At 43.9% G+C, this 20,636-nt stretch carries 16 protein-coding genes; 2 read left to right on the top strand and 14 right to left on the bottom strand.

Features of this window, described 5'->3' with window-relative positions:
• Nucleotides 1–251: 251 nt before the first annotated feature.
• On the top strand, nucleotides 252–494 hold the full coding sequence (locus FJR71_RS10000; protein ID WP_172605124.1) for a hypothetical protein: 243 nt from the start codon (nucleotides 252–254) through the stop codon (nucleotides 492–494).
• Between the two features lie 64 nt (nucleotides 495–558).
• Here FJR71_RS10000 and FJR71_RS08270 read toward each other — a convergent pair whose 3' ends face one another.
• The 11 genes from FJR71_RS08270 to FJR71_RS08220 form a co-directional block, all read right to left on the bottom strand.
• Nucleotides 559–1,800, bottom strand: coding sequence for an aminopeptidase (locus FJR71_RS08270; RefSeq protein WP_140814590.1), 1,242 nt, complete (start codon nucleotides 1,798–1,800; stop codon nucleotides 559–561).
• Between the two features lie 19 nt (nucleotides 1,801–1,819).
• Nucleotides 1,820–1,972 carry a hypothetical protein gene (locus FJR71_RS08265; protein WP_048717639.1) on the bottom strand — a complete coding sequence of 51 codons (153 nt, stop codon included), beginning with the start codon at nucleotides 1,970–1,972 and terminating at the stop codon, nucleotides 1,820–1,822.
• A gap of 13 nt (nucleotides 1,973–1,985) precedes the next feature.
• A complete protein-coding gene (locus FJR71_RS08260; RefSeq protein WP_140814588.1) occupies nucleotides 1,986–2,663 on the bottom strand; it encodes a hypothetical protein in 678 nt (225 codons plus the stop codon).
• A 36-nt stretch (nucleotides 2,664–2,699) separates the two neighbouring features.
• Complete coding sequence (locus FJR71_RS08255) at nucleotides 2,700–7,091, bottom strand: PolC-type DNA polymerase III (protein WP_140814585.1); 4,392 nt, start codon at nucleotides 7,089–7,091, stop codon at nucleotides 2,700–2,702.
• 142 nt (nucleotides 7,092–7,233) lie between these two features.
• Nucleotides 7,234–9,084 carry a proline--tRNA ligase gene (locus FJR71_RS08250; protein WP_140814582.1) on the bottom strand — a complete coding sequence of 617 codons (1,851 nt, stop codon included), beginning with the start codon at nucleotides 9,082–9,084 and terminating at the stop codon, nucleotides 7,234–7,236.
• Nucleotides 9,085–9,101: 17 nt separating this feature from the next.
• A complete protein-coding gene (gene rseP / locus FJR71_RS08245) occupies nucleotides 9,102–10,361 on the bottom strand; it encodes an RIP metalloprotease RseP (protein WP_061564691.1) in 1,260 nt (419 codons plus the stop codon).
• Between the two features lie 41 nt (nucleotides 10,362–10,402).
• On the bottom strand, nucleotides 10,403–11,206 hold the full coding sequence (locus FJR71_RS08240) for a phosphatidate cytidylyltransferase (RefSeq protein WP_061564690.1): 804 nt from the start codon (nucleotides 11,204–11,206) through the stop codon (nucleotides 10,403–10,405).
• A gap of 11 nt (nucleotides 11,207–11,217) precedes the next feature.
• Complete coding sequence (locus FJR71_RS08235) at nucleotides 11,218–11,967, bottom strand: undecaprenyl pyrophosphate synthase (RefSeq protein ID WP_048788712.1); 750 nt, start codon at nucleotides 11,965–11,967, stop codon at nucleotides 11,218–11,220.
• Nucleotides 11,968–12,099: 132 nt separating this feature from the next.
• Entirely contained in the window at nucleotides 12,100–12,429 is a 330-nt protein-coding gene (gene yajC / locus FJR71_RS08230; RefSeq protein ID WP_006595033.1) for a preprotein translocase subunit YajC, read from the bottom strand.
• Nucleotides 12,430–12,575: 146 nt separating this feature from the next.
• Nucleotides 12,576–12,821 carry a hypothetical protein gene (locus tag FJR71_RS08225; RefSeq protein WP_023022151.1) on the bottom strand — a complete coding sequence of 82 codons (246 nt, stop codon included), beginning with the start codon at nucleotides 12,819–12,821 and terminating at the stop codon, nucleotides 12,576–12,578.
• A gap of 291 nt (nucleotides 12,822–13,112) precedes the next feature.
• Nucleotides 13,113–15,218, bottom strand: coding sequence for an AAA family ATPase (locus FJR71_RS08220; RefSeq protein WP_061564688.1), 2,106 nt, complete (start codon nucleotides 15,216–15,218; stop codon nucleotides 13,113–13,115).
• 552 nt (nucleotides 15,219–15,770) lie between these two features.
• Between FJR71_RS08220 and FJR71_RS08215 the strand changes: the two genes are divergently transcribed.
• Nucleotides 15,771–16,592 carry a Cof-type HAD-IIB family hydrolase gene (locus tag FJR71_RS08215; protein ID WP_061564687.1) on the top strand — a complete coding sequence of 274 codons (822 nt, stop codon included), beginning with the start codon at nucleotides 15,771–15,773 and terminating at the stop codon, nucleotides 16,590–16,592.
• A gap of 105 nt (nucleotides 16,593–16,697) precedes the next feature.
• Here the strand turns inward: FJR71_RS08215 and glmS are convergent, their stop codons facing one another.
• The 3 genes from glmS to FJR71_RS08200 all read right to left on the bottom strand — a co-directional run bounded on the left by glmS (nucleotide 16,698) and on the right by FJR71_RS08200 (nucleotide 20,634).
• The gene (glmS, locus tag FJR71_RS08210) at nucleotides 16,698–18,506 is read right to left on the bottom strand and encodes a glutamine--fructose-6-phosphate transaminase (isomerizing) (protein WP_140814580.1); all 1,809 of its coding nucleotides are present in this window, start codon (nucleotides 18,504–18,506) and stop codon (nucleotides 16,698–16,700) included.
• Between the two features lie 321 nt (nucleotides 18,507–18,827).
• Entirely contained in the window at nucleotides 18,828–19,712 is an 885-nt protein-coding gene (locus FJR71_RS08205) for an ABC transporter permease (RefSeq protein ID WP_140814577.1), read from the bottom strand.
• The gene (locus FJR71_RS08200) at nucleotides 19,705–20,634 is read right to left on the bottom strand and encodes an ABC transporter ATP-binding protein (RefSeq protein WP_140814575.1); all 930 of its coding nucleotides are present in this window, start codon (nucleotides 20,632–20,634) and stop codon (nucleotides 19,705–19,707) included. Before FJR71_RS08200 ends, FJR71_RS08205 begins: the two co-directional genes overlap by 8 nt.
• Between the last annotated feature and the right edge of the window lie 2 nt (nucleotides 20,635–20,636).

Here is a 20,636-nt window from a genome sequence, read left to right as displayed (position 1 = left end):
TAAAATTTTATCCCTATATTTCATTAAAACTAGCGGACACAAGAAAAAAGAGCTTGGCTGTTAAAACCAAACTCTTTATTTTTATTCTTGAAAAACAAAGACTCTAAGTAGCTCATTTCCGTCTCTCGGCACAGTGGTTAATTGCTCAAAACACTGTTTGAGGTGGCGGATAAGGATTGCGAAGCAAGACCCTTCCTAATCAACTGTGCGGGGGCACTAAAAAGGTCCTGTGGACCTTTTTTCCCCGAGCCTTGAATCAAAAAAGCGAGGAAGAAATCGAGACTGCGTCTACCGATTTCTGTCTCTTGGCGCAGTGGTTGATTGCTCAAAACACTGTTTTGAGGCGGCGAATAGGGATTGCGGAGCAAGGCCCCTTCCTAATCAACTGTGCGGGGGCAAAACTACGAAATCAAACTCTTCGAGTTACTGATTTCTGTCTCTTGGCGCAGTGGTTGATTGGAACTACTCCTACCTACGGTACTCGTACTTCCTAATCAACTGTGCGGGGGCAAAACTACGAAATCAAACTCTTCGAGTTACTGATTTCTGTTTTGCTCCCTATATTGCCCAATCTCCGTTGCGGAAGACTGGGACGCGGGTGCCGTCTTCTCGGATGCCGTCGATATCCATTTGGCTTGAACCGATCATGAAGTCGACGTGAACGTCTGAGCGGTTAAGGCCGGCTGCTTCGAGTTCTTCTTCTGTGAACTCTGCACCACCTTCTACGCTGGTTGCATAGGCTGCTCCGATGGCCAAGTGGTTAGAGGCATTTTCATCAAAGAGAGTGTTAAAGAAGGTGATGCCTGATTGAGAAATTGGACTTGGATCTGGTACGAGGGCACATTCACCTAAGGCACGCGCTCCCTTGTTTTTGAAGACCAAATCTTTCATGACTTGATCACCTTTTTCAGCTGTGATATCTACGATTTCTCCATTTTCAAAGGTCACTTTGATGCCTTTGATGATGTTCCCATTGTAGCTAAGCGGTTTTGTAGAGGTTACATAACCTTCTGCACGACGGAAGTCAGGAGCTGTGAAGACCTCTTCTGTCGGCATGTTTGGCAAGAAGCCTTCACCTTGAGCATTGATAGCTCCAGCAGATTCCCAGACGTGATTCTTCGGCAAGCCAAGAGTCAAATCAGTTCCTGGTGCTGTGTAATGAAGAGCTGAGAATTGTTCCTTATTGAGTGTATCTGCCTTGCTCTTGAGAATAGCTGCATGCTCTTCCCAAGCCTTGACTGGATCTTCTTCGTATACCCGACAGGTCTTGAAGATCTGATCCCATAGGAGATCCACTGCTTCTTCATCACTTGCAGCATTTGGAAAGACTTTTTTCGCCCATTCTAAACCTGCTGCAGCAGCAACGGTCCAGCTGACCTTGTTGGATTGAGTGGCGATGCGCATTGGTTTCATAGCCATGCCCAAAGCCTTAGCAGAAGCCGAAAGCTTTTCTGCCTCGACACCGTTTAAGGCACCTGGATCGGATGAACGCACACCCAAGCGACTTGCCTTGTGTTCCAAGAGGTAGTTCATCTCTGCAATCTTGTAGTCAGGGACGTTGTCCAAGCGATCCATCGGTGCATGGAGGAATTTTTCACGGGTAGTAAAATCATCCGCCCATTGGATGATCACTTCATGCGCCCCCAAGGCATAGGCTTCCTTCACGATCAAGTGGGCCAATTCTCTTTGCTCCACATCGATGTTCAAAGCCAAGGTATGGCCTGGTTGCACGTTGATGCCGTTTGCCACCAACAATTTTGCGTATTTTTCTAAGTTTTCTTTAAAATTTGGTAAAACCATGTTCAATCCTTTTCTATATTTATTTTTCTTTCAAAGCAGAAAATAATCCTGCCAAAGCAATTGCACCTGACAAGAGTGCTGTCGATAGAAGAATTGTCTGATCAGCAAGCTCTAACTGATATTCAAAAACCTTTTGAGCTGGCTTGTTTTCCGCAAAAATTCTAAGTTTCATCAAATGTCCTTTCTTATTCTTCGTACTCTCCTAGATAGAGACGTTGAGCCTCTGGGCTGTTAGTGAGGATATCTACATAAGTTTCATAGTCATCAAGCAAGGGCTTTCCCAAAGAGATATCTAGCTCTGGATTCACATTTTTCCCATAGAGAAAGCAGAGATAAAGACGTTCATTGAGCGTCGGAAAGACTTCTAGAGACATGAGCTCAGCCTGACTGACCCGCTCCCAATCTTGCTCTTGGATATCTGGTAGGATATAGGCTTGGAAGAGTCCCATCAGAGGATTATCCTCTGGTTGGCCACTTTCCTTATCCGCCTCAACCAAGGAAAGCCGATGACCAAAACCAGCTACTTGACGCTCCTGTCCCTTCACCGAAACCGTAATCGGATGCCCTCCCATATGGCTATAAATCCATTCTTTAGGCAACCGATAATCTAAGAGAGACTCAAGATCTTTGACAATCGTTACAGGACTAGAGCGTAGAAACTGACGAGTGACTGCTTTACAAAAAAGAATATTCTCCTCTTTCAAGGTCACTCCCTTCCAGCTATTTTCCTGCTTGAAATGGTTAAAAAACACCAAATAGGGCTCTCGTACCATTTGTGCTAAGACATAAACACCATTTCGTAGGCGAATGGAAATGACTTTTCCTGACTTCCAGGGCGTTGCTCTTTTTTTCTTTTCTATCATTAACCAACCTCAAACCGAGCGAGGATCGTTGATCCATTAAAACAAATCATCAAAGAGACTGAGCTGGTTGTCTTCTGGCATATTGCCAAGGATTCCCATCTCGTCCATCTTTTCTACCAAGGTTGAGGAGACGCCACCACGTTTGCGCAACTCTGTTTTAGAAAGGAATTCTCCTTCTTTGCGAGCTCGCACAATCTGCTTGGCTACGTTCTCTCCCAATCCATCCATGGCGACAAATGGTGGAATGAGGGTGTCTCCATCGATCAAGAATTCCGTCGCATCACTGCGATAGAGGTCCAATTTCCCAAACTTGAAGCCACGTTCCCACATCTCATTGACAATTTCAAGGGTGGTGTAGAGGTCAATCTCCACATTGGAAGCTTCGTTGTTCTTACGTTTTTCAGCAATCTCCTTCATCCGCGTTTTCACGGCTTCTAGGCCTGCGCCCATGGTCTTGATATCAAAGGCCTTGGCACGAATTGAGAAGTAAGCACAGTAATAGTAGAGAGGATGGTGTACTTTGAAGTAAGCTACCCGCAGGGCCATCATAACGTAGGCTGCCGCATGGGCTTTGGGGAACATGTACTTGATTTTTCCACAAGACTCTATGTACCATTCAGGGACATTGTTAGCCTTCATGGCCTCGATATAGCCATTGCGCTCCTCTTCAGGAATCTTGAGCCACATACCTTTCCGCACCCGCTCCATGATGGTAAAGGCCATTTTTGGATCTAGGCCAGCGTGCATGAGGTAAACCATGATGTCGTCCCGACATCCGATAACAGTCGATAGATCAGCAATGCCTGCCTTGATCAAGTCTTGGGCATTTCCCAACCATACGTCAGTACCGTGAGACAGACCAGACAGCTGGAGCAACTCGGCAAAGGTGGTCGGATGGGTTTCATCCACCATTCCGCGAACGAAGTTGGTTCCAAACTCTGGGATCCCAAGCATACCGGTTGAGGTACCGATTTGCTCCGGTGTGACTCCTAGGATATCGGTCCCTGAGAAGAGGGCCATGACCCCTGGATCATCCATAGGAATATCATTTGGATCAATGCCTGACAAGTCCTGGAGCTTGCGAATCATGGTCGGATCATCGTGTCCCAGGACATCAAGCTTGAGGACGTTCTCATCGATATCGTGGAAGTTAAAGTGGGTGGTCTGCCATTCGGCGGTCACGTCATCAGCCGGGTACTGCACAGGAGTGAAGTCATAGACGTCCATATAGTTTGGAATAACAACGATTCCCCCTGGGTGCTGACCCGTCGTCCGCTTGACCCCAGCGGCACCTTGCGCCAGACGTTCCACCTCTGCATCCCGGTAATACTTGCCGTAGTCTCGCTCATAGCCTTTCACAAACCCATAGGCAGTCTTGGCAGCCACAGTACCAACCGTTCCTGCCCGGAAGGCGTATTCTTCCCCAAAAATATCCCGGACATCCAAGTGGGCACTTGGCTGGTCCTCCCCTGAGAAGTTCAAATCGATATCGGGTACCTTGTCCCCATCAAAACCAAGGAAGGTCTCAAATGGAATGTCTTGGCCGTTCTTACTAAGCTTGTGGCCACAGTTTGGACAGTCCTTATTAGGCATATCAAATCCAGAACCGTAAGAACCATCCGTGATAAACTCACTGTACTGGCATTGACCACAGACATAGTGAGGAGAAAGCGGATTAACCTCGGTAATCCCGATCATGGTTGCCACGAAACTGGATCCGACAGACCCCCGTGAACCCACCAGGTAGCCTCGCTCATTAGAGCGATGCACCAAGAGTTGGGAAGCCAGATAAATCACGGCGAAGCCATTCCCCAGGATAGAGGTCAACTCTTTTTCAATCCGTAGATCGACAATATCAGGGAGCGGATTGCCATAGATTTCAAAGGCCTTCTGATAGGTCAATTCGGCAACTGTCTCTTCGGCCTTGTCGATAAATGGCGTATAGAGGTCCCCCTTGACCACTTCAACGGGTTCGAAGATTTCTGCCAGTGCGTTGGTATTTTCAATGACCAATTTTCGTGCCAAATCTTCCCCTAGAAAGGCAAATTCATCCAGCATTTCATTGGTTGTACGGAAATGAGCTTTTGGCAGGGGTGCTGGTTGAGCATTTTCTCCATGACCGATCGTCCGGTTGATGATAGCTCCTTGCCCGAGACTGCGGACAATGATTTCACGATAGATCTCTTCCTCAGGCTCAAGGTAGTGGACATTTCCTGTTGCCAGGACCGGTTTGCCAAGGCGATCTCCCACCTCAATCAAGCTCTTGATGATGGTCTGGAGCTCCTCCATATCCTTAACCTGCTCTTTGGCAATGAGAGGCGCATAGATGGCTGGAGGCATCACCTCAATAAAGTCATAATACTTGGCTACTTCGACTGCTGCGTCAACTCCTTGAGAGACGACCGCGTCAAAGACTTCTCCTTCAGAACAAGCCGATCCCAGGATCAAGCCTTCTCGATGGGCATCTAAAACTGTCCGAGGAATCCGAGGAACACCCTCAAAATATTGAGTATTGGAAAGAGAGACCAATTTGAACATGTTTTTCAAGCCAGTCTGGTTCTTGACATAGATGGTCGCGTGTTTGACCCGAGCTTTTTTGTAGGAATCTGGACTAATTAGATCCACATTCAACTTGGCTAGATTGGTCACGCCATGTTTTTCTGCGACATCCTTGATAAAGATAAAGAGCAAGCGACCCGTCGCTTCCGCATCATAGTTGGCCATGTGGTGGTGCTCCAAGGCAACCCCAAACCGCTTGGTCAAAGGGCCCAAACCATGACGCTTGTACTCTGGATAAAGATTACGCGCGAACTCTAACGTATCAATCACTGGCTGAGTGATTTTTGGAAGGCCATGACGCTCATAGTTGGCATTCATGAAGCCCACGTCAAAGGTGGCATTGTGGGCAACCAACACCGCATCCTGACAGAATTCCTGGAACTCCTCCAAGACCTGTTTCAAAGGTTTGGCATTGCGAACATGGTCATCGGTAATACCTGTCAGATCCGTTGTAAAGGCAGAGATAGGATGACCTGGATTGATGAACTCATCGAATTCAGCGATGATATTGCCCTTGTGCATTTTAGAAGCGGCAACCTGAATCAAATCATTGTAAATCGCTGAGAGTCCAGTCGTTTCCACGTCAAAAACCACATAGGTTGCTTCATGAAGATCTAGATCAACTTCATTGTAGGTAATCGGCACACGGTCCTCGACGATATTGGCTTCCATCCCATAGATGAGTTGGATACCAGCCTTTTTAGCTGCCTTATAGCCATGAGGGAAGGACTGCACATTTCCATGGTCTGTGATAGCCACTGCTTTGTGACCCCATTTGGCTGCTGTTGCGACTAGCTCCTCTACCTCAGGTAGGGCATCCATGGTTGACATATTGGTATGGGCATGGAACTCGACCCGACGCTCGCCTTCTGGCATCAGATCCTTGCGCTCATAGTGGACCACTTCTTGGACATCCTGGACATTCATGGTCAAATCGCGTGTGAAGTTATTGACCTCGATATTCCCACGGACCCGCAACCAAGAGTTTTTCTTAATCATGTCAAACTTCTGAGCTTCTTCTTCATTTTTAGCCCATTTTTGGAGCGAAAAACTGGAGGTATAGTCGGTCATCTTGAAATTGATCAAGACCCGACCTGTCCGAGTCACCTTGTGCTCAACATCAAAGACCACTCCTTCAAAGACAATGCGGTTCTCTTCTGTCGTGATATCAATCATAGGAGTGACTTCTGCCTTATCCAGCTTGGGCTTGGCCGCAGCCTTTTTGGCCTTGAAATCAAAGGCTGGTTTTTCCTCTGCTGGTGGTGGAGCCATTTGAGACAAGGACTCCATAGCCCGCAAGGTTTCTTCATTAGCTGCTTGGAAGATTTGATCCTTTTCAGCCTCGAAGGCCTGCTGGAGTTCTTCTGTCATCTGGTCATCCGCCTCGACCCGACACTGGAAATGAGGAAAACCAAACTTGGTCAATTGACTCGCAAGATTAGGCAGATGGTTTTTCCGGTGGTGCTCCGTATCCACAGATGAAGGGCCACTAATGATCAACTCTTCTCCTTGAGAGCGGACTTGTAGGTGTTGATACATGCTCTTAAAGCCCTGACTCGCACAGGGACCATCTTCAAAAGCCTCCTGATAATAGGCTTGCAAGAGCTCCTCACTGAAAGTTGGATTCTTTACCTGAATCTCAAACACCGCTCGATTTCCTGTCTTTGAAAACTCTTCAGCCAAGCGGTTTTTGAGCTCCTGAAAAATCGTGATGGGAAGAATTTCGGCAAAAACAAAACGAAATTCCCAAACACGACTGAGCTTATGGACGATGACCTCTTGGATTTCAGCCCCTTTAAAAGCGTCTGATTCACGCATTTCCAAAGGCATTCCCAACTGATTCATTAAGATTTCAAAGCTAGTTGACATGATTTCTCCCTGACGAATTACTAGCCTTTATTTTATCATAATTCGCCTAACTTTTCGACTATAAGAAGATCCTTTCAGCTAGCTGGATCAGCTTACAAAAAAGAAGGCTAGGATGTTGAGAATCCTAGTCTTCTACCATTGCTTATTTATTTAAAATGGAAAGAGTTTCAAGCAGGTTGTCTGCATGCACTTCAATCGTGTCGCCTGAGGCTTTGATTTTCACTTCTACGACACCGTCAGCTGCTTTCTTTCCGACAGTGATGCGGATTGGCAAACCAATCAAGTCACTATCGCTAAATTTAACACCGGCACGTTCGTTACGATCGTCCACCAAGACTTCGTAGCCAGCCTTGACCAATTGGTCTTCGATCTTACTTGTCAATTCAAGAGAAGCTTCATCCTTGACATTGACTGGAATCAAGTGCACATCAAACGGCGCCAATTCTTTAGGGAAGTTGATGCCCCAAGCGTAACGGTATTCACCTTTTGGAGTCTTGTTAACAAAGAGGCGAGCGTGTTGCTCCATAACGGCTGAAAGGAGACGACTGACACCGATACCGTAGCAACCCATGATGATTGGTACAGCACGGCCATTTTCGTCCAAAACATCTGCCCCCATACTTGCTGAGTAACGAGTTCCAAGTTTGAAGATGTGACCAATTTCGATCCCACGCGCAAAGTTAAGAACGCCTTGTCCGTCTGGTGAGATTTCACCCTCACGCACTTCACGGATATCGACATATTCCGCAGTGAAGTCACGACCTGGGTTGACACCCGTCAAGTGGTAGCCATCTTCGTTGGCACCAACAACCGCATTGCGGCTATCTTGCACCTTGCGGTCAGCAATAATCTTAACATTTTCAGGAAGATTGACTGGGCCAAGAGATCCAAAGTCCGCTCCCAACAATTCTTTCACTTCTGCCTCAGTTGCAGGTTCCAAGAAGTCCGCTCCAAGGTGGTTTTTCAACTTAACTTCATTGAGTTGGTCGTTGCCAACGAGTAGGGCCACAACTGGCTCCTCGTCTGCGATATACACCAAGGTCTTGATGGTTTGCTCTTCAGAGATATTCAAGAAGGCTGCGACTTCATCAATCGATTTGACACCCGGTGTTTCCACGCGAACCACTTCTTCTTCCGTCACAACACGGTTGCTTGGTTTGTAGGCGTTGGTTGCCATTTCCAAGTTGGCCGCATAGCTTGACTCACTTGAGTAGGCAATGGTATCTTCACCAGAAACCATCCATTTGAGCAATTCTGCCTTGATTTCTTCTTGCACTTCTGCAGGAATCTCGTCAAATGACGCAACAGACTTGTCTAACACCACCCAACGGTCAAGGTCTGTACGAGTAGGGGTGATGGCCATAAATTCTTGGCTATCCTTACCGCCCATGGCTCCACCGTCACCGATGATGGCTTTAAAGTCCAAGCCACTACGAGTGAAGATACGCTCGTAGGCTGCCTTGTACTCATCATAAGTTACATCCAAGCTATCGTAGTTTGCGTGGAAGCTATAACCATCTTTCATGATGAATTCACGCGTCCGAAGAAGTCCATTACGTGGACGTTTTTCATCACGGTATTTAGGCTGGATTTGGTACAAGTTCAGTGGCAATTGCTTGTAAGACTTGACAGAATCACGGACAATCGCTGTGAAGGTTTCTTCGTGAGTTGGGCCCAAGATAAAGTCTGACTTCTCACGATTTTTCAATTTATACAAGTCTTCACCGTAAGTTTCATAACGGCCAGATTCGCGCCAAAGGTCAGCACTGAGAAGGGCTGGGGCCAACATCTCAACCGCACCAATCTTATCAAATTCTTGGCGCATGATCTTCTTAGCTTTTTCGATCACACGGTTAGCAAGTGGCAGATATGAATAAACACCTGCTGAGACTTGACGAACATAACCCGCACGGAGCATCAAAGCGTGGCTGATGACCTGCGCATCACTTGGCATTTCGCGAAGTGTTGGAATAAGCATTTTACTTTGTTTCATTCAGATTCATTCCTTTTCTATTTCAAAAATAATTTCATAATATCGTTCCAAGTAACGGCAATCATCAAGATAACCATGACCGCCACTCCAGCAAGGGTCAAGTAGGTCTCTACCTCCTGCTTGAGTGGTTTCCGACGAACCAGCTCGATCAGATTGATCAAGATTTTTCCACCATCCAAGGCCGGAATGGGGATCAAGTTAAAGATTCCGATATTGATGGACAACATGGCCATCAGAGACAGGATAGCTGGAAGTCCAAGCTCCGCGGCTTGCGAACTCGCTTTGTAGATCGCTACCGGACCACCCAACTTGTTCAAACTAAAGTGGAAGAGGATATCCTTCAAGGCCGTTAAGATACGAGTTGCTGTGTACCAAGTATCTGTCACACCTGACAGAAGCTTATCGAGGAAGCCCGTCTTGACAGCATTGGTCACACCGATATAATAGCGTCCACCATCTTCTTCTGGTTGGACCGTCACTTTTTGAGTCTTCCCGTCTCGTTCATAGGTAATCGTTACTTCTGGATTTTTTCCTTGGTTACGGGTTGCCTTCTGGACAGAATCTGTCAACTCATCCCAGTTGGAAACCTTATATTCATTGATCTGAACGATCTGGTCATTATCTTTCAAACCAGCCTTAGCTACCACTCCTTGAGGAACAACCTGAACATGGTTGCTATAGTAGTCCACTGCTCCTCCTCGCATAAAGGCTAGGAGAGAGTAGACGACAATACTCAGGATAAAGTTGTTCATGGGACCAGCAAAGTTGGTAATGAGTCGTCCCCAGATACTAGCATTTTGATACTGCACATCTAGAGGAGCAATCCGTACTTCTGTCCCATCCTCCTCAACGATGGTCGCATCATGGTGGACAGGATAGGTCTTGGTCTCTTCGATGACGATTCCTGTGATTTCAAGTTTATCCTCAAAATCAAAATCTGTGACATTCATGGGAAGAGCCGTCTGGTCGATATTTTTCCCAGAAAGGTTGATCCGAACAACTGTTCCCTCAGGGTTCAAAGTTAGACTGACAGGCGTTCCTGTCTTAATCTCTGTCGTATCTTCGCCCCAGCCTGCCATTCGGACATAGCCCCCCAATGGAAGGATTCGAATAGTATAGGCTGTTCCGTCTTTGCCTACATGGGCAAAAATCTTTGGCCCCATCCCAATCGCAAACTCGCGAACAAGGATGCCTGATTTCTTTGCAAAATAGAAATGGCCGAACTCATGTACCAGGACAATGACGCCAAAAATGATAATAAAGGCAATAAATTGCATACACGCTCCTTCGTTTTATCTGATGATGGGATGATTTCTGTTTAAAACAGACCAAAGAATAGCATCAATGGGAAAACAAAAATCAAGCTATCAAATCGATCCAAGACACCACCATGACCAGGAATAAAACGGCCAGAGTCTTTCACTCCAAAATGGCGCTTGATGGCACTTTCAACTAGGTCACCAAACTGAGCTGCTATACTGAAAAGAATGGTAAAGAGAATCATGGTCATCCAACCGTAATCCCCCGCAACGGTGCGATCTAGCATCATAAAGATCATCGTCACAACGATAGCACAAGCGATCCCGCCTAGACTTCCTTCAACAGTCTTGTTAGGTGATACTCTTGGCAAGAGTTTTTTCTTACCGAAATGGCTCCCAATAAAGTAGGCCCCTGAATCCGTAGCCCAAACAATAAAGAGGGCCAAGAGAATTTTATCTACGCCTGCTAATCGTGCTTGAATCAAGGCATGGAAGCCAAATCCAACATAAAAACTTGAAGCAATCGGATAGACAACCTCGTCATAGGTATAGCCTTGCGCCAAGACAGTCGTCCCCATCAATAATAAGACCAAAAGGCCATAGGCGATGAAATTGCCACCCGCTGGTAAGAAGGGAAGGTAACTCTCTAAGGGCAACGCCAACACAAGAGCTGCTAGCATGGCCAAGGCTCCTTCGATGGTTTCAGTCTGCAGACCTTTCATCTTCAACAATTCATGAACACCCAACATAGCGATGAGTCCCACTACAATCTGGAACACAAGGCCTCCCATAAGGACAACTGGGATAAAGAATGCTAGGGCGATTCCTCCAAAAATCACTCGCTTCTGTAAATCTTTTCTCATCTATTTCTCTCCTATACACCACCAAAACGTCGATGACGATGGCTGTATTCTTCTATTGCTTCATGCAAGGCCTTTTCTCCAAAGTCAGGCCACATCACATCGGTAAAGTAAAGCTCACTGTAGGCTGCTTGCCAAGGTAAAAAGTTACTCAAGCGAAGCTCGCCACTGGTCCGAATAATCAGATCAGGATCTCGCAAGTCCTTGGGTAGACTACTGGTATACAAATAATTGGCAATGATCTCTTCTGAAATATCACCTGGATTTAAGTGCGCATCGAGAACTTCCTGGGCGATTTGTTTGACTGCTTGGGTCAGTTCCGCCCGTCCTCCATAGTTCAAGGCAAAATTCAAAATCAAGCCTGTATTGGAGTGGGTTAACGCCTCTGCCTTTTCCAGAGCCTCTAAGGTTTCCTTCGGAAGACGGGAAACCTCGCCAATCATCTGGATCTTCACATTATTTCTATGAAGTTCTGGAACAAAGCGATCGTAAAATTCAACTGGAAGATTCATGATAAAGCTCACTTCCTGTTGAGGACGTGTCCAGTTTTCCGTTGAGAAAGCATAGACCGTTAGGGCTTGCACTCCCATCTCCTTGGCTGCGATGGTTACTTCTTGCAGAGCCTCCATGCCAGCCTTGTGGCCAAAGACACGAGGTTGCATCCGTTTTTTGGCCCAACGACCGTTCCCATCCATAATGATTCCAATGTGCTTGGGCACTTCTAAGGGAACACTTAATTTTTCTTTCTTTTTAAAACGAAACATGTTTTTCTACCTATTTCACTGTTTTTATCGCTTCATTATATCATAAATCCGCTTAAAATGGCAGTCTAGCCCCTTTTCTAGGGGGCATCTAGCTAAAAATGAAAAAAGCGACCTTTTGATCGCTCTTTCTTATTATTCACCGTCGATGATAGAATCTGAGTCACCAGCGCCTTCAACTGCACCAGCTGTCACTCCTTCTGAAACTGGCAAAACTGTTTTAATAGCTGTCAATTCAAATGTGAGGTATACGCCATCCACATCCAAGACAACGGTTTTACGTTCAGTGTCTACTTCATCAACTGTTCCATACAAACCACCGATGGTAATCACTTCATACCCTTTTTGAAGCTTGTTCAAGCTCTCCATCCGTTTTTGGTATTGTTTCTTTTGGCTACGGCTCATGAAGAACATCATTCCGACCATTAGCGCAAGCATAAATAGCAAGGTTGTACCACTTTGCATACCGTTTCTCCTTTTTAAATCATATATGCTCTACTATAGCAAATTTTATAGGTATTTTCAATACGAACCCTTGATTTTCAAAAAAATAAGTCCATGGATGGAGGTGTCCAGCCACTATTCGATCCAGACAGCTTTTATGGTTTTTGCTAATCGATTGTGATTCCATACTTTTCATGATTTTTATCATACCATTCAATCAACAACATCGCTGTTTGATAGGTAATGTTTTTAATTTTACTGGTTCCTTTTGTCAAGGTAGCTAGACTCATCTTACTAATATCTGTCTCAGTTGCTACTCTATAACTTGTCACCTTTCCATCCACCATCAATTGAACGACAGCTTCAACTTTCTTATAATCTTTTGTCGAATAAATATCAATTGGATTTTTCATAAAATCATCCTATCCCCTTAAATTTAGTCTTTTATATATTATATAATTTATTTGTTCATTTATATGGAAATCTTGCTTACAGACGCTTTCTAAGGCATTTTCACGCTGTATTTAGCGTCAATTCATGAAAAAACATACCTATTTTTTATCATTTTTCACTTTCTGGGAAAAAAAACGATAAAACTATACCTTATATATTTTTCTTTTATCGATATCAAAAAGGCTAAGAATTTCTTCTTAGCCTTCTTTTTCAAACTGATTTTCTCCCGTTTATGGTGCTAGATGTCCTAGTTATTCTTCTGAGTTTGTATTCTCTTTAATGACCAATTCTCCATCTTCCATATCCGCTAACAAATGTTTAGCCTCAAGGTGATCCAAGTGGAAGTCGGTCACTTTGTCACGGATTTGTTGTTCAACCACCCGACGGAGTGGACGTACGCCCATGACTTCATCATAGCCTTCTTCAGTCATGTATTCTTTAGCAGCATCGCTCACTGTCAAGTCAATGTCTTTCTTCGCAAGAGTTTTGTTCACTTCTGCTAACATCAAGTCAACAATCTTAGAAAGGTCTTCCTTACTCAAGTGTGAGAATTCAATGACAGCGTTGAAACGGTTGAGGAATTCTGGACGGAAGAATGGTTTCAAACGATCCAAGAGTTCTGGTTTGTCCGCATCTTCTGTCAAGTTAGCTTCGTAACCAAAGCCAGCGTTTGAAGTAGCGATAATTACGGTATTCTTGAAGTTGACGGTGTTTCCTTGACCGTCTGTCAAACGACCATCATCCAATACTTGAAGGAGAAGGGTGATCACTTGAGGATCCGCCTTTTCAATCTCGTCAAGAAGGACGATAGAGTATGGATTACGGCGAACACGTTCTGTCAAAGTATTGTTGTTGTCGTCGTAACCGACATAACCGGCAGTTGTACCGATCAATTTAGACACGGCTGTACGGTCGCTGTATTCTGACATGTCCAAACGGATGATGGCATCTTTAGTACCAAACATATCAAGGGCCAATTGTTTAGCCAACTCAGTCTTCCCAACACCAGTAGGACCTACAAAGAGGAAGCTACCGATTGGGCGGTTTCCTTCATCAAAGCCAGCACGGTTCCGACGAATTGCTTTGGCAACTGCTTCAACAGCCTTGTCTTGACCAATAACCTTGGTTTGCAAACGGTGACCCATATCTTTCAAGCGTTCGATATCGGTTGCCCCCATTTGTGATACTGGAATACCAGTCATCCGTTCGACAGACTCAGCTACGTCATTGACAGTTGCTGTCACCTTGTGATCTTCTGTATGGTTGGCAATTTGTTTTTCCAATTCTTCGATCCGAACTTTTGCATTAAGGGCTGCTTCGTAATCTTCTTTAGCAGCTGCAGCTTCTTGTTTCGCTTTTTCTTCTTCAATTTCATGTTCCACAGCATGGACATCTGTCACTGGGTGTTGTGCTGCCAAGTGAGCAGCTGTCACATCGACTAGGTCGATGGCCTTATCCGGCAAGCTACGTTGTGGAATGTATTGTACAGAGTAATCAACTGCTGCTTTCAAGACTTCATCTGGCAAGACAACATTGTGGTGTTGTTGATACAATTCACGGATTCCTTGGAGAATCTTGAAGGTATCTTCAGCAGATGGAGCATTGACCTTGACTTCGTTGAAACGACGTGCAAGAGCTGCATTTTTCAAGATAGTGTTGCGGTATTCATCTTGAGTCGTTGCCCCAATCACGGTCAATTCACCACGTGAAAGAGCTGGTTTCAAGATATCCGCAAGACCTTTAGAACCACTATCACCACCGATTGAGCCAGCACCAAGGATTTGGTGAATTTCATCAAAGAAGAGAATGACATTTCCCATGGCTTTGACTTCTTGGATCATATTTTGGATATTTTCTTCAAAGCTACCACGGTATTGCGTACCAGCTTCTAGACCAGAAATATCGATGGAGATGATTTCTTTGTTCTTGATGGCTGCTGGAACGTCACCATTCACGATAGCTTGGGCCAAGCCTTCTACAACAGCTGTCTTACCAACACCTGCATCCCCTACAAGGACAGGGTTATTCTTGGTACGACGAGACAAGATTTCAGCAGTTTCTTGAATTTCTTTGTTGCGTCCGATAACTGGATCCAATTTTCCTTCACGAGCTTCTTCAGTCAAGTTACGACCAAGCTTCGCAAGGATTCCATCTTGTTTCATGCCTTTGCCTTGTTGGTGTTGCACTGGTTCACTTCCTTCGGTTGGAAGTTGACCAGTTTGACGGTAAATGGCGAATTCTTCAGGTGTTACTTCACGACCATTGATCATGTAGCGACGGCTTTCAGAACGAAAACCACCCATGTTTCCCATTAGTTGATTGAAAAGATCATCCATATTGTTAAAGTTGTTGTTCATATTGTTTACCTCTAATTTACATAATTTTAATTCATTCTTGAAAATGAGTAGCCGATTTAGCTACTTTAAGTTTGTTTACATAATTTTATTTTGCTTTTAAATGAATAGCCTCGAGGGCTAGGAACTTGTATTTCTTCTTTTATCAATTAGTTTTCTATATTTTGGAAATAGCATCTTACCATCTCCTTTCCACTATTGATCCTGTAAACTTTTGAGATTTTCTCAACCTCTTTTTGTTTACATAAATTATTATAAAGCAGGATGATTTTTTTGTCAACACTTTTTACATAATTTTTAACATTTTTTTAAAAAATTTTTTCCTAAGACTAAAACGTTTATATTTAGGCGAAAATTAGCGGGTACTCTCTAAACCAACAACTTTTATACATGAGCCTTATTGAAATAAAACCTCGATAAGGCCACAGCCATAGCTTCTTTCAGCTATGGGTTTTTTAGCGTCTGGAAAAGAAACCATCCCTTCCGTAACTTCCTAATGATACTGCACATCCTTCCCTCCTAAAATATGGTATACTAAAGAAAAAGGAGGTGCCTATGTCTTCCATTCGTTTAATTGTCAGTGATATTGACGGAACTATTCTGGATCAGCAGCATCAGGTCGATCCCGACCTCATCGAACTCATCCCCCAGCTCCAAGAAAAAAAGATTCCTTTTATCTTGGCATCGGCTCGTTCTCCTATCGGGATTGCTCCTATCGCTAGAAGATTGGGCGTCCATCAGGAACCGATCGCGTGCTACAATGGAGCTCTCATCGTCAAGGGAGAAGAGATTCTATTTGAACACAGCCTGAAAAAAGATGAGATCCGCACCTTCCTCCATCGCGTGGAAGAACTAGATCCCAGCATTTCGATTAATTGTTATAGTGGGGCAGTCTGGTTTAACTCTAGAGAGGACCAGTGGACCCAAGTTGAGGCTTCGATTACTGGTGAGACGCCACAGATACAGCCCCTTTCTCAGACCCTCTCTGACGATGCTCTCCATCTACACAAATTGCTCTTGATCGGCGAGACTCAGAACATTCAAGAACTCTATCAAAAGCTAGATCCACAAGAATTTCCGCAGACTGCCTTTTACCTTTCAAAAGAAAACTACCTAGAAGTCACCGCCAAGTCCGTCTCAAAAAGGGATGCTGTCCTTGAACTGGCTGCTTATTACCAGGTCCCTTTGGAACAGGTCATGACCATCGGAGATCACTTCAATGACCTCCCTATGATTCGTCTGGCTGGACTTGGAGTTGCCATGGGAAATGCTCCTGAAGCCGTCCAAAAGGAAGCTCAAGTTGTCACTACCAGCAACCAAGAACACGGTGTAGCGCAAGCTATCCAAGAGTATGTCTTACCGCCATCAAACAAATAGCCCATGGAGCTCCTGCTTTCATGGGTTTTCTAACTCACTGTTTTTTAACCCAGCCTCTGATAAAAGAAAAAGAAGCTAGGACTTGATCCTATCTTCTTTTCATTTTTATTCTACTGTTACGGACTTAGCAAGGTTCCGTGGTTTATCCACGTCGAGCCCACGGTGTAGGGTTGCAAAGTAAGCGACCAATTGCGTTGGTACGACCATTGAGATTGGCGAGAGGTAAGGGTGTACGGTCGTAAGAACGATATCGTCTGTATCTTTGGCAACATTTTCTTCTGCGATGGTGAGGACCTTAGCACCACGCGCTGCCACTTCTTGGATATTTCCACGAGTATGGTTGGCAAGAATTGGGTCAGACAAGAGGGCCAAGACAGGTGTTTCATCTTCGATCAAAGCAATGGTTCCGTGCTTGAGCTCTCCAGCCGCAAAACCTTCACATTGGATGTAAGAAATCTCTTTGAGCTTGAGACTGGCTTCCATGGCTACATAGTAATCTTGACCACGTCCGATGTAAAAGGCGTTGCGTGTTGTTTCAAGAAGATCACGAACCTTATTTTCAATCAGTTCTTTCTCTGAAAGGGTTGATTCGATAGACTGAGCTACGATAGACAATTCATGAACCAAGTCAAAAGCCTTGGCTTTTTCATTGCCATTTGCTTCACCGACTGCTTTTGCAAGGAAAGCAAGGGCTGCGATTTGGGCTGTATAAGCCTTAGTTGATGCTACGGCAATTTCAGGACCTGCATGAAGCAACATAGTATGGTTGGCTTCACGTGACAGAGTTGATCCTGGCACATTTGTCACTGTCAAGCTTGGAATCCCCATTTCATTGGCCTTAACCAAAACCTGACGGCTATCAGCTGTTTCACCAGATTGACTGATAAAGATGAAAAGTGGCTTCTGGCTGAGAAGTGGCATCCCATAACCCCACTCAGAGGAGATACCCAGTTCAACTGGTGTATCTGTCAATTCTTCCAACATCTTCTTAGAAGCAAATCCTGCATGATAAGATGTTCCAGCTGCAAGGATGTAGATGCGGTCAGCGTCTTGAACAGCCTTGATGATGGCTGGGTCTACCACTACTTGACCAGCCTCATCTGTGTAGGCTTGGATGAGCTTACGCATCACTGTTGGTTGCTCATCAATTTCTTTGAGCATGTAGTAAGGATAGGTTCCCTTTCCGATATCAGACAAGTCAAGCTCAGCAGTATAGCTAGCACGCTCACGGCTGTTGCCATCGTAGTCTTGCACTTCAACGCTATCAGCTTTCACAATTACCAACTCTTGGTCATGGATTTCCATGTATTGGTTAGTTTCACGAATCATGGCCATAGCATCTGAGCAGACCATGTTGTAGCCATCACCAAGACCAATCAAAAGTGGTGATTTGTTCTTGGCCACGTAGATGACATCTGGATTTTCAGAGTCAATCAAGGCAAAGGCATAAGATCCACGGATGATGTGAAGGGCTTTTTTGAAAGCTTCAAGTACTGACAAGCCCTCTTCTTCCGCAAATTTTCCAATCAAGTGCACTGCGATTTCAGTATCCGTTTGTCCCTTGAAGTGGTGACCTGCCAGGTATTCTTCTTTGATTTCGAGATAGTTTTCAATCACACCATTGTGCACCAAGACAAAACGTCCTGTCTCAGAGCGGTGCGGGTGAGCATTATCTTCTGTTGGTTTCCCGTGAGTGGCCCAACGAGTATGTCCGATACCAGTTGTTCCCTCAACACCAGCCGTTTTAGCAGACAATTCCGCAATACGACCAACCGCTTTCACCAAATGGTTTTCAGCACCACCTAGGACAAAAATCCCCGCAGAATCATAACCACGGTATTCGAGCTTTTCAAGTCCTTGAATCAAAATATCCGTTGCATTTGTATTTCCAACAACACCAACAATTCCACACATAGTATATACGACACAGACAAGCTGTGCTTTCTCCTTCTATAAAAATGAAAGAAAATAGGTATCCGTACTTGAGTTCCCTTATTTTCTTAGCCAATTTATAAAATTGGTCTAGTCTGATTCGATAGAAAAATTATCAGCGGAGTCAGTATACAATGCTTTTTTCTGTTTGTCAACCTTCAAAATATCAAAAATTGGTCTAGTTAAGAAAGGATTAAGAAAAACCTACCAATTTTTTTAGTGATAGGTTAGGATGATTGGCTTATTTTAAGATTGTCATTGATGCCAACTGATCTAAATGCCTATCCAATAATTGCATAAGTTTTACTTCATTTTTTTGATCTTTTTAATCATCAAATCAACTCCCAGCAAAACAACTATAATAATCAAAAGATAAGCAAGCATGAAGTGATTCGATAGATGTTCCCCACTCGCATTCTTCAAGATGACTCCATAAGACTCTTTGTAATTAGTTACTATTGAAGTTGGCGCTTTATCAAAGACTTTACTAATTGCATCTTTCATTAAAATCTGTTTTAGTAGTGCATTCACTTGTGTCAAAGGGAACCAGGTCATGACCTGTTGCAAGCTTCCTCCTACAGAACCAATAGAAAGATAAACACCTGAAATGAATCCGATAAAAGTTCCAACTATTGTACTCAAAGTTGTAAATGCTGAACTGGTTCGAATAAAAGCTAGGATTGGCAGAATAATAGTTGCAGACAACATCGTTCCCATTGTGACAACTCCTAAAATAGATAAGTAGTCCATCATAGAATAGTCAAGAAGAGCACTAAAACCATTAAACATACCAATTGCAAAGATACAAGAGAACAGAGTCATAATAATCCCAAATAATATCGCAAAGATCGCATACGATAGTTCAATTTTAAAGTTAGAAACTGGACTGACTTTAAAGTCCTCACTCAACTTCTTTTCTCTATCCGAAACCATCACTCCAAATGCACCAAGAGTACTGGTCATTGAGATAATGGTCGTTAAACCTGAGATTAACCAATAATTGACCATCTGAATGGTGTCCGTAGAGGCGGTATCACTATTCAAAGCCTCCTTGATGGCATCAATCTGAATTTGTCCTAAAAAGACTTGATAAACTAAGATTAAGATGATGACCGATAAGAAGGACATAAAGAAAGCTAAGCGATCTCTTGTATAGACTTTCCGATTTCTAGAGATTAATTCAAGCATTCCCTTCTCCTCCTTTAGATCTTAGTAAGTTCAAATAAGCTGCTTCTAAATTTGAATATTCTACATTAAATGTTTCAATAATTGATTTTCCTTGATTTTCTGCAATAATTTCCATCATCTCTTCAACGGAAACATCCTTACATACGACTTCTGCCTCCGAAAGGATCTGACACTTATTAGCAAACTTAGAGACAGATAACGAATTGACTGGTTTACCAGGTTTTAACGTAAGATTCAGGTTAGTGGTTGAATGCTGTTTAATAAAATTGGCAATATCTCCTGAATAATATAGGTTCCCTTCAATTAAGACATTTAAAACATCACAAGCAGCCATCTCTTCTAAATAGTGTGTAATTAGAACGACTGTCATATTATCTTTTTTGTTCAGATGATTAATCGCTTCCCATAAATCATGACGAGATTGTGGATCTAAACCAGTTGTTGGCTCATCTAACAAGAGCAAAGACGGTTGTGGCAATAACGCTCGGGCAATATCTACTTTTCGTTTTTGTCCTCCTGATAAACTGCCATAGTTTTTCTTTCTAAGAGTGGCTACGTCCAAATAGGATTGCAGACCTCTTATACGCGTATGTACCTGTGATTTTGATAAGCCGTACAAGGCCCCCCGAGAAATCAAGTTTTCCTCTACCGTTAAGTTGTCATCTAAACGATTGCTTTGAAATACAATACCGATATGTCGATAAAAATCTTTCGTTGGTAAGGACTTCCCATCCACTTCCCAAAAAATTTCTCCTGAACTTGGCTTGAAATTCTGAATCAACAAATTAAAAAGCGTTGTTTTTCCAGCTCCATTTGGTCCAAGAAGTCCATAAAATTTACCTTCCTCAAGAACTAAATCAATTCCTTTCAAAGCCTCAAAGGAACCATAGCTTTTCTTTACATTGTGTAATCTAATTTCCATTT

The sequence above is a fragment of the Streptococcus xiaochunlingii genome (genome assembly GCF_006385805.1).
GTDB lineage: Bacteria > Bacillota > Bacilli > Lactobacillales > Streptococcaceae > Streptococcus > Streptococcus xiaochunlingii.
The sequence above is the reverse complement of the archived record's forward strand: the minus strand, read 5'-3'. Positions and strand labels throughout refer to the sequence as shown.

Bases quoted from the DNA above. Each gene is read 5' to 3' on its own strand.
- glmS (WP_140814580.1), bottom strand. From the start codon at position 18,506: ATGTGTGGAATTGTTGGTGTTGTTGGAAATACAAATGCAACGGATATT.
- FJR71_RS08250 (WP_140814582.1), bottom strand. From the start codon at position 9,084: ATGAAACAAAGTAAAATGCTTATTCCAACACTTCGCGAAATGCCAAGT.
- FJR71_RS08240 (WP_061564690.1), bottom strand. From the start codon at position 11,206: ATGAGAAAAGATTTACAGAAGCGAGTGATTTTTGGAGGAATCGCCCTA.
- FJR71_RS08200 (WP_140814575.1), bottom strand. From the start codon at position 20,634: ATGGAAATTAGATTACACAATGTAAAGAAAAGCTATGGTTCCTTTGAG.
- FJR71_RS08265 (WP_048717639.1), bottom strand. From the start codon at position 1,972: ATGAAACTTAGAATTTTTGCGGAAAACAAGCCAGCTCAAAAGGTTTTT.
- FJR71_RS08235 (WP_048788712.1), bottom strand. From the start codon at position 11,967: ATGTTTCGTTTTAAAAAGAAAGAAAAATTAAGTGTTCCCTTAGAAGTG.
- FJR71_RS08260 (WP_140814588.1), bottom strand. From the start codon at position 2,663: ATGATAGAAAAGAAAAAAAGAGCAACGCCCTGGAAGTCAGGAAAAGTC.
- FJR71_RS08215 (WP_061564687.1), top strand. From the start codon at position 15,771: ATGTCTTCCATTCGTTTAATTGTCAGTGATATTGACGGAACTATTCTG.
- FJR71_RS08255 (WP_140814585.1), bottom strand. From the start codon at position 7,091: ATGTCAACTAGCTTTGAAATCTTAATGAATCAGTTGGGAATGCCTTTG.
- yajC (WP_006595033.1), bottom strand. From the start codon at position 12,429: ATGCAAAGTGGTACAACCTTGCTATTTATGCTTGCGCTAATGGTCGGA.
- FJR71_RS08220 (WP_061564688.1), bottom strand. From the start codon at position 15,218: ATGAACAACAACTTTAACAATATGGATGATCTTTTCAATCAACTAATG.
- FJR71_RS08270 (WP_140814590.1), bottom strand. From the start codon at position 1,800: ATGGTTTTACCAAATTTTAAAGAAAACTTAGAAAAATACGCAAAATTG.
- rseP (WP_061564691.1), bottom strand. From the start codon at position 10,361: ATGCAATTTATTGCCTTTATTATCATTTTTGGCGTCATTGTCCTGGTA.
- FJR71_RS08225 (WP_023022151.1), bottom strand. From the start codon at position 12,821: ATGAAAAATCCAATTGATATTTATTCGACAAAAGATTATAAGAAAGTT.
- FJR71_RS08205 (WP_140814577.1), bottom strand. From the start codon at position 19,712: ATGCTTGAATTAATCTCTAGAAATCGGAAAGTCTATACAAGAGATCGC.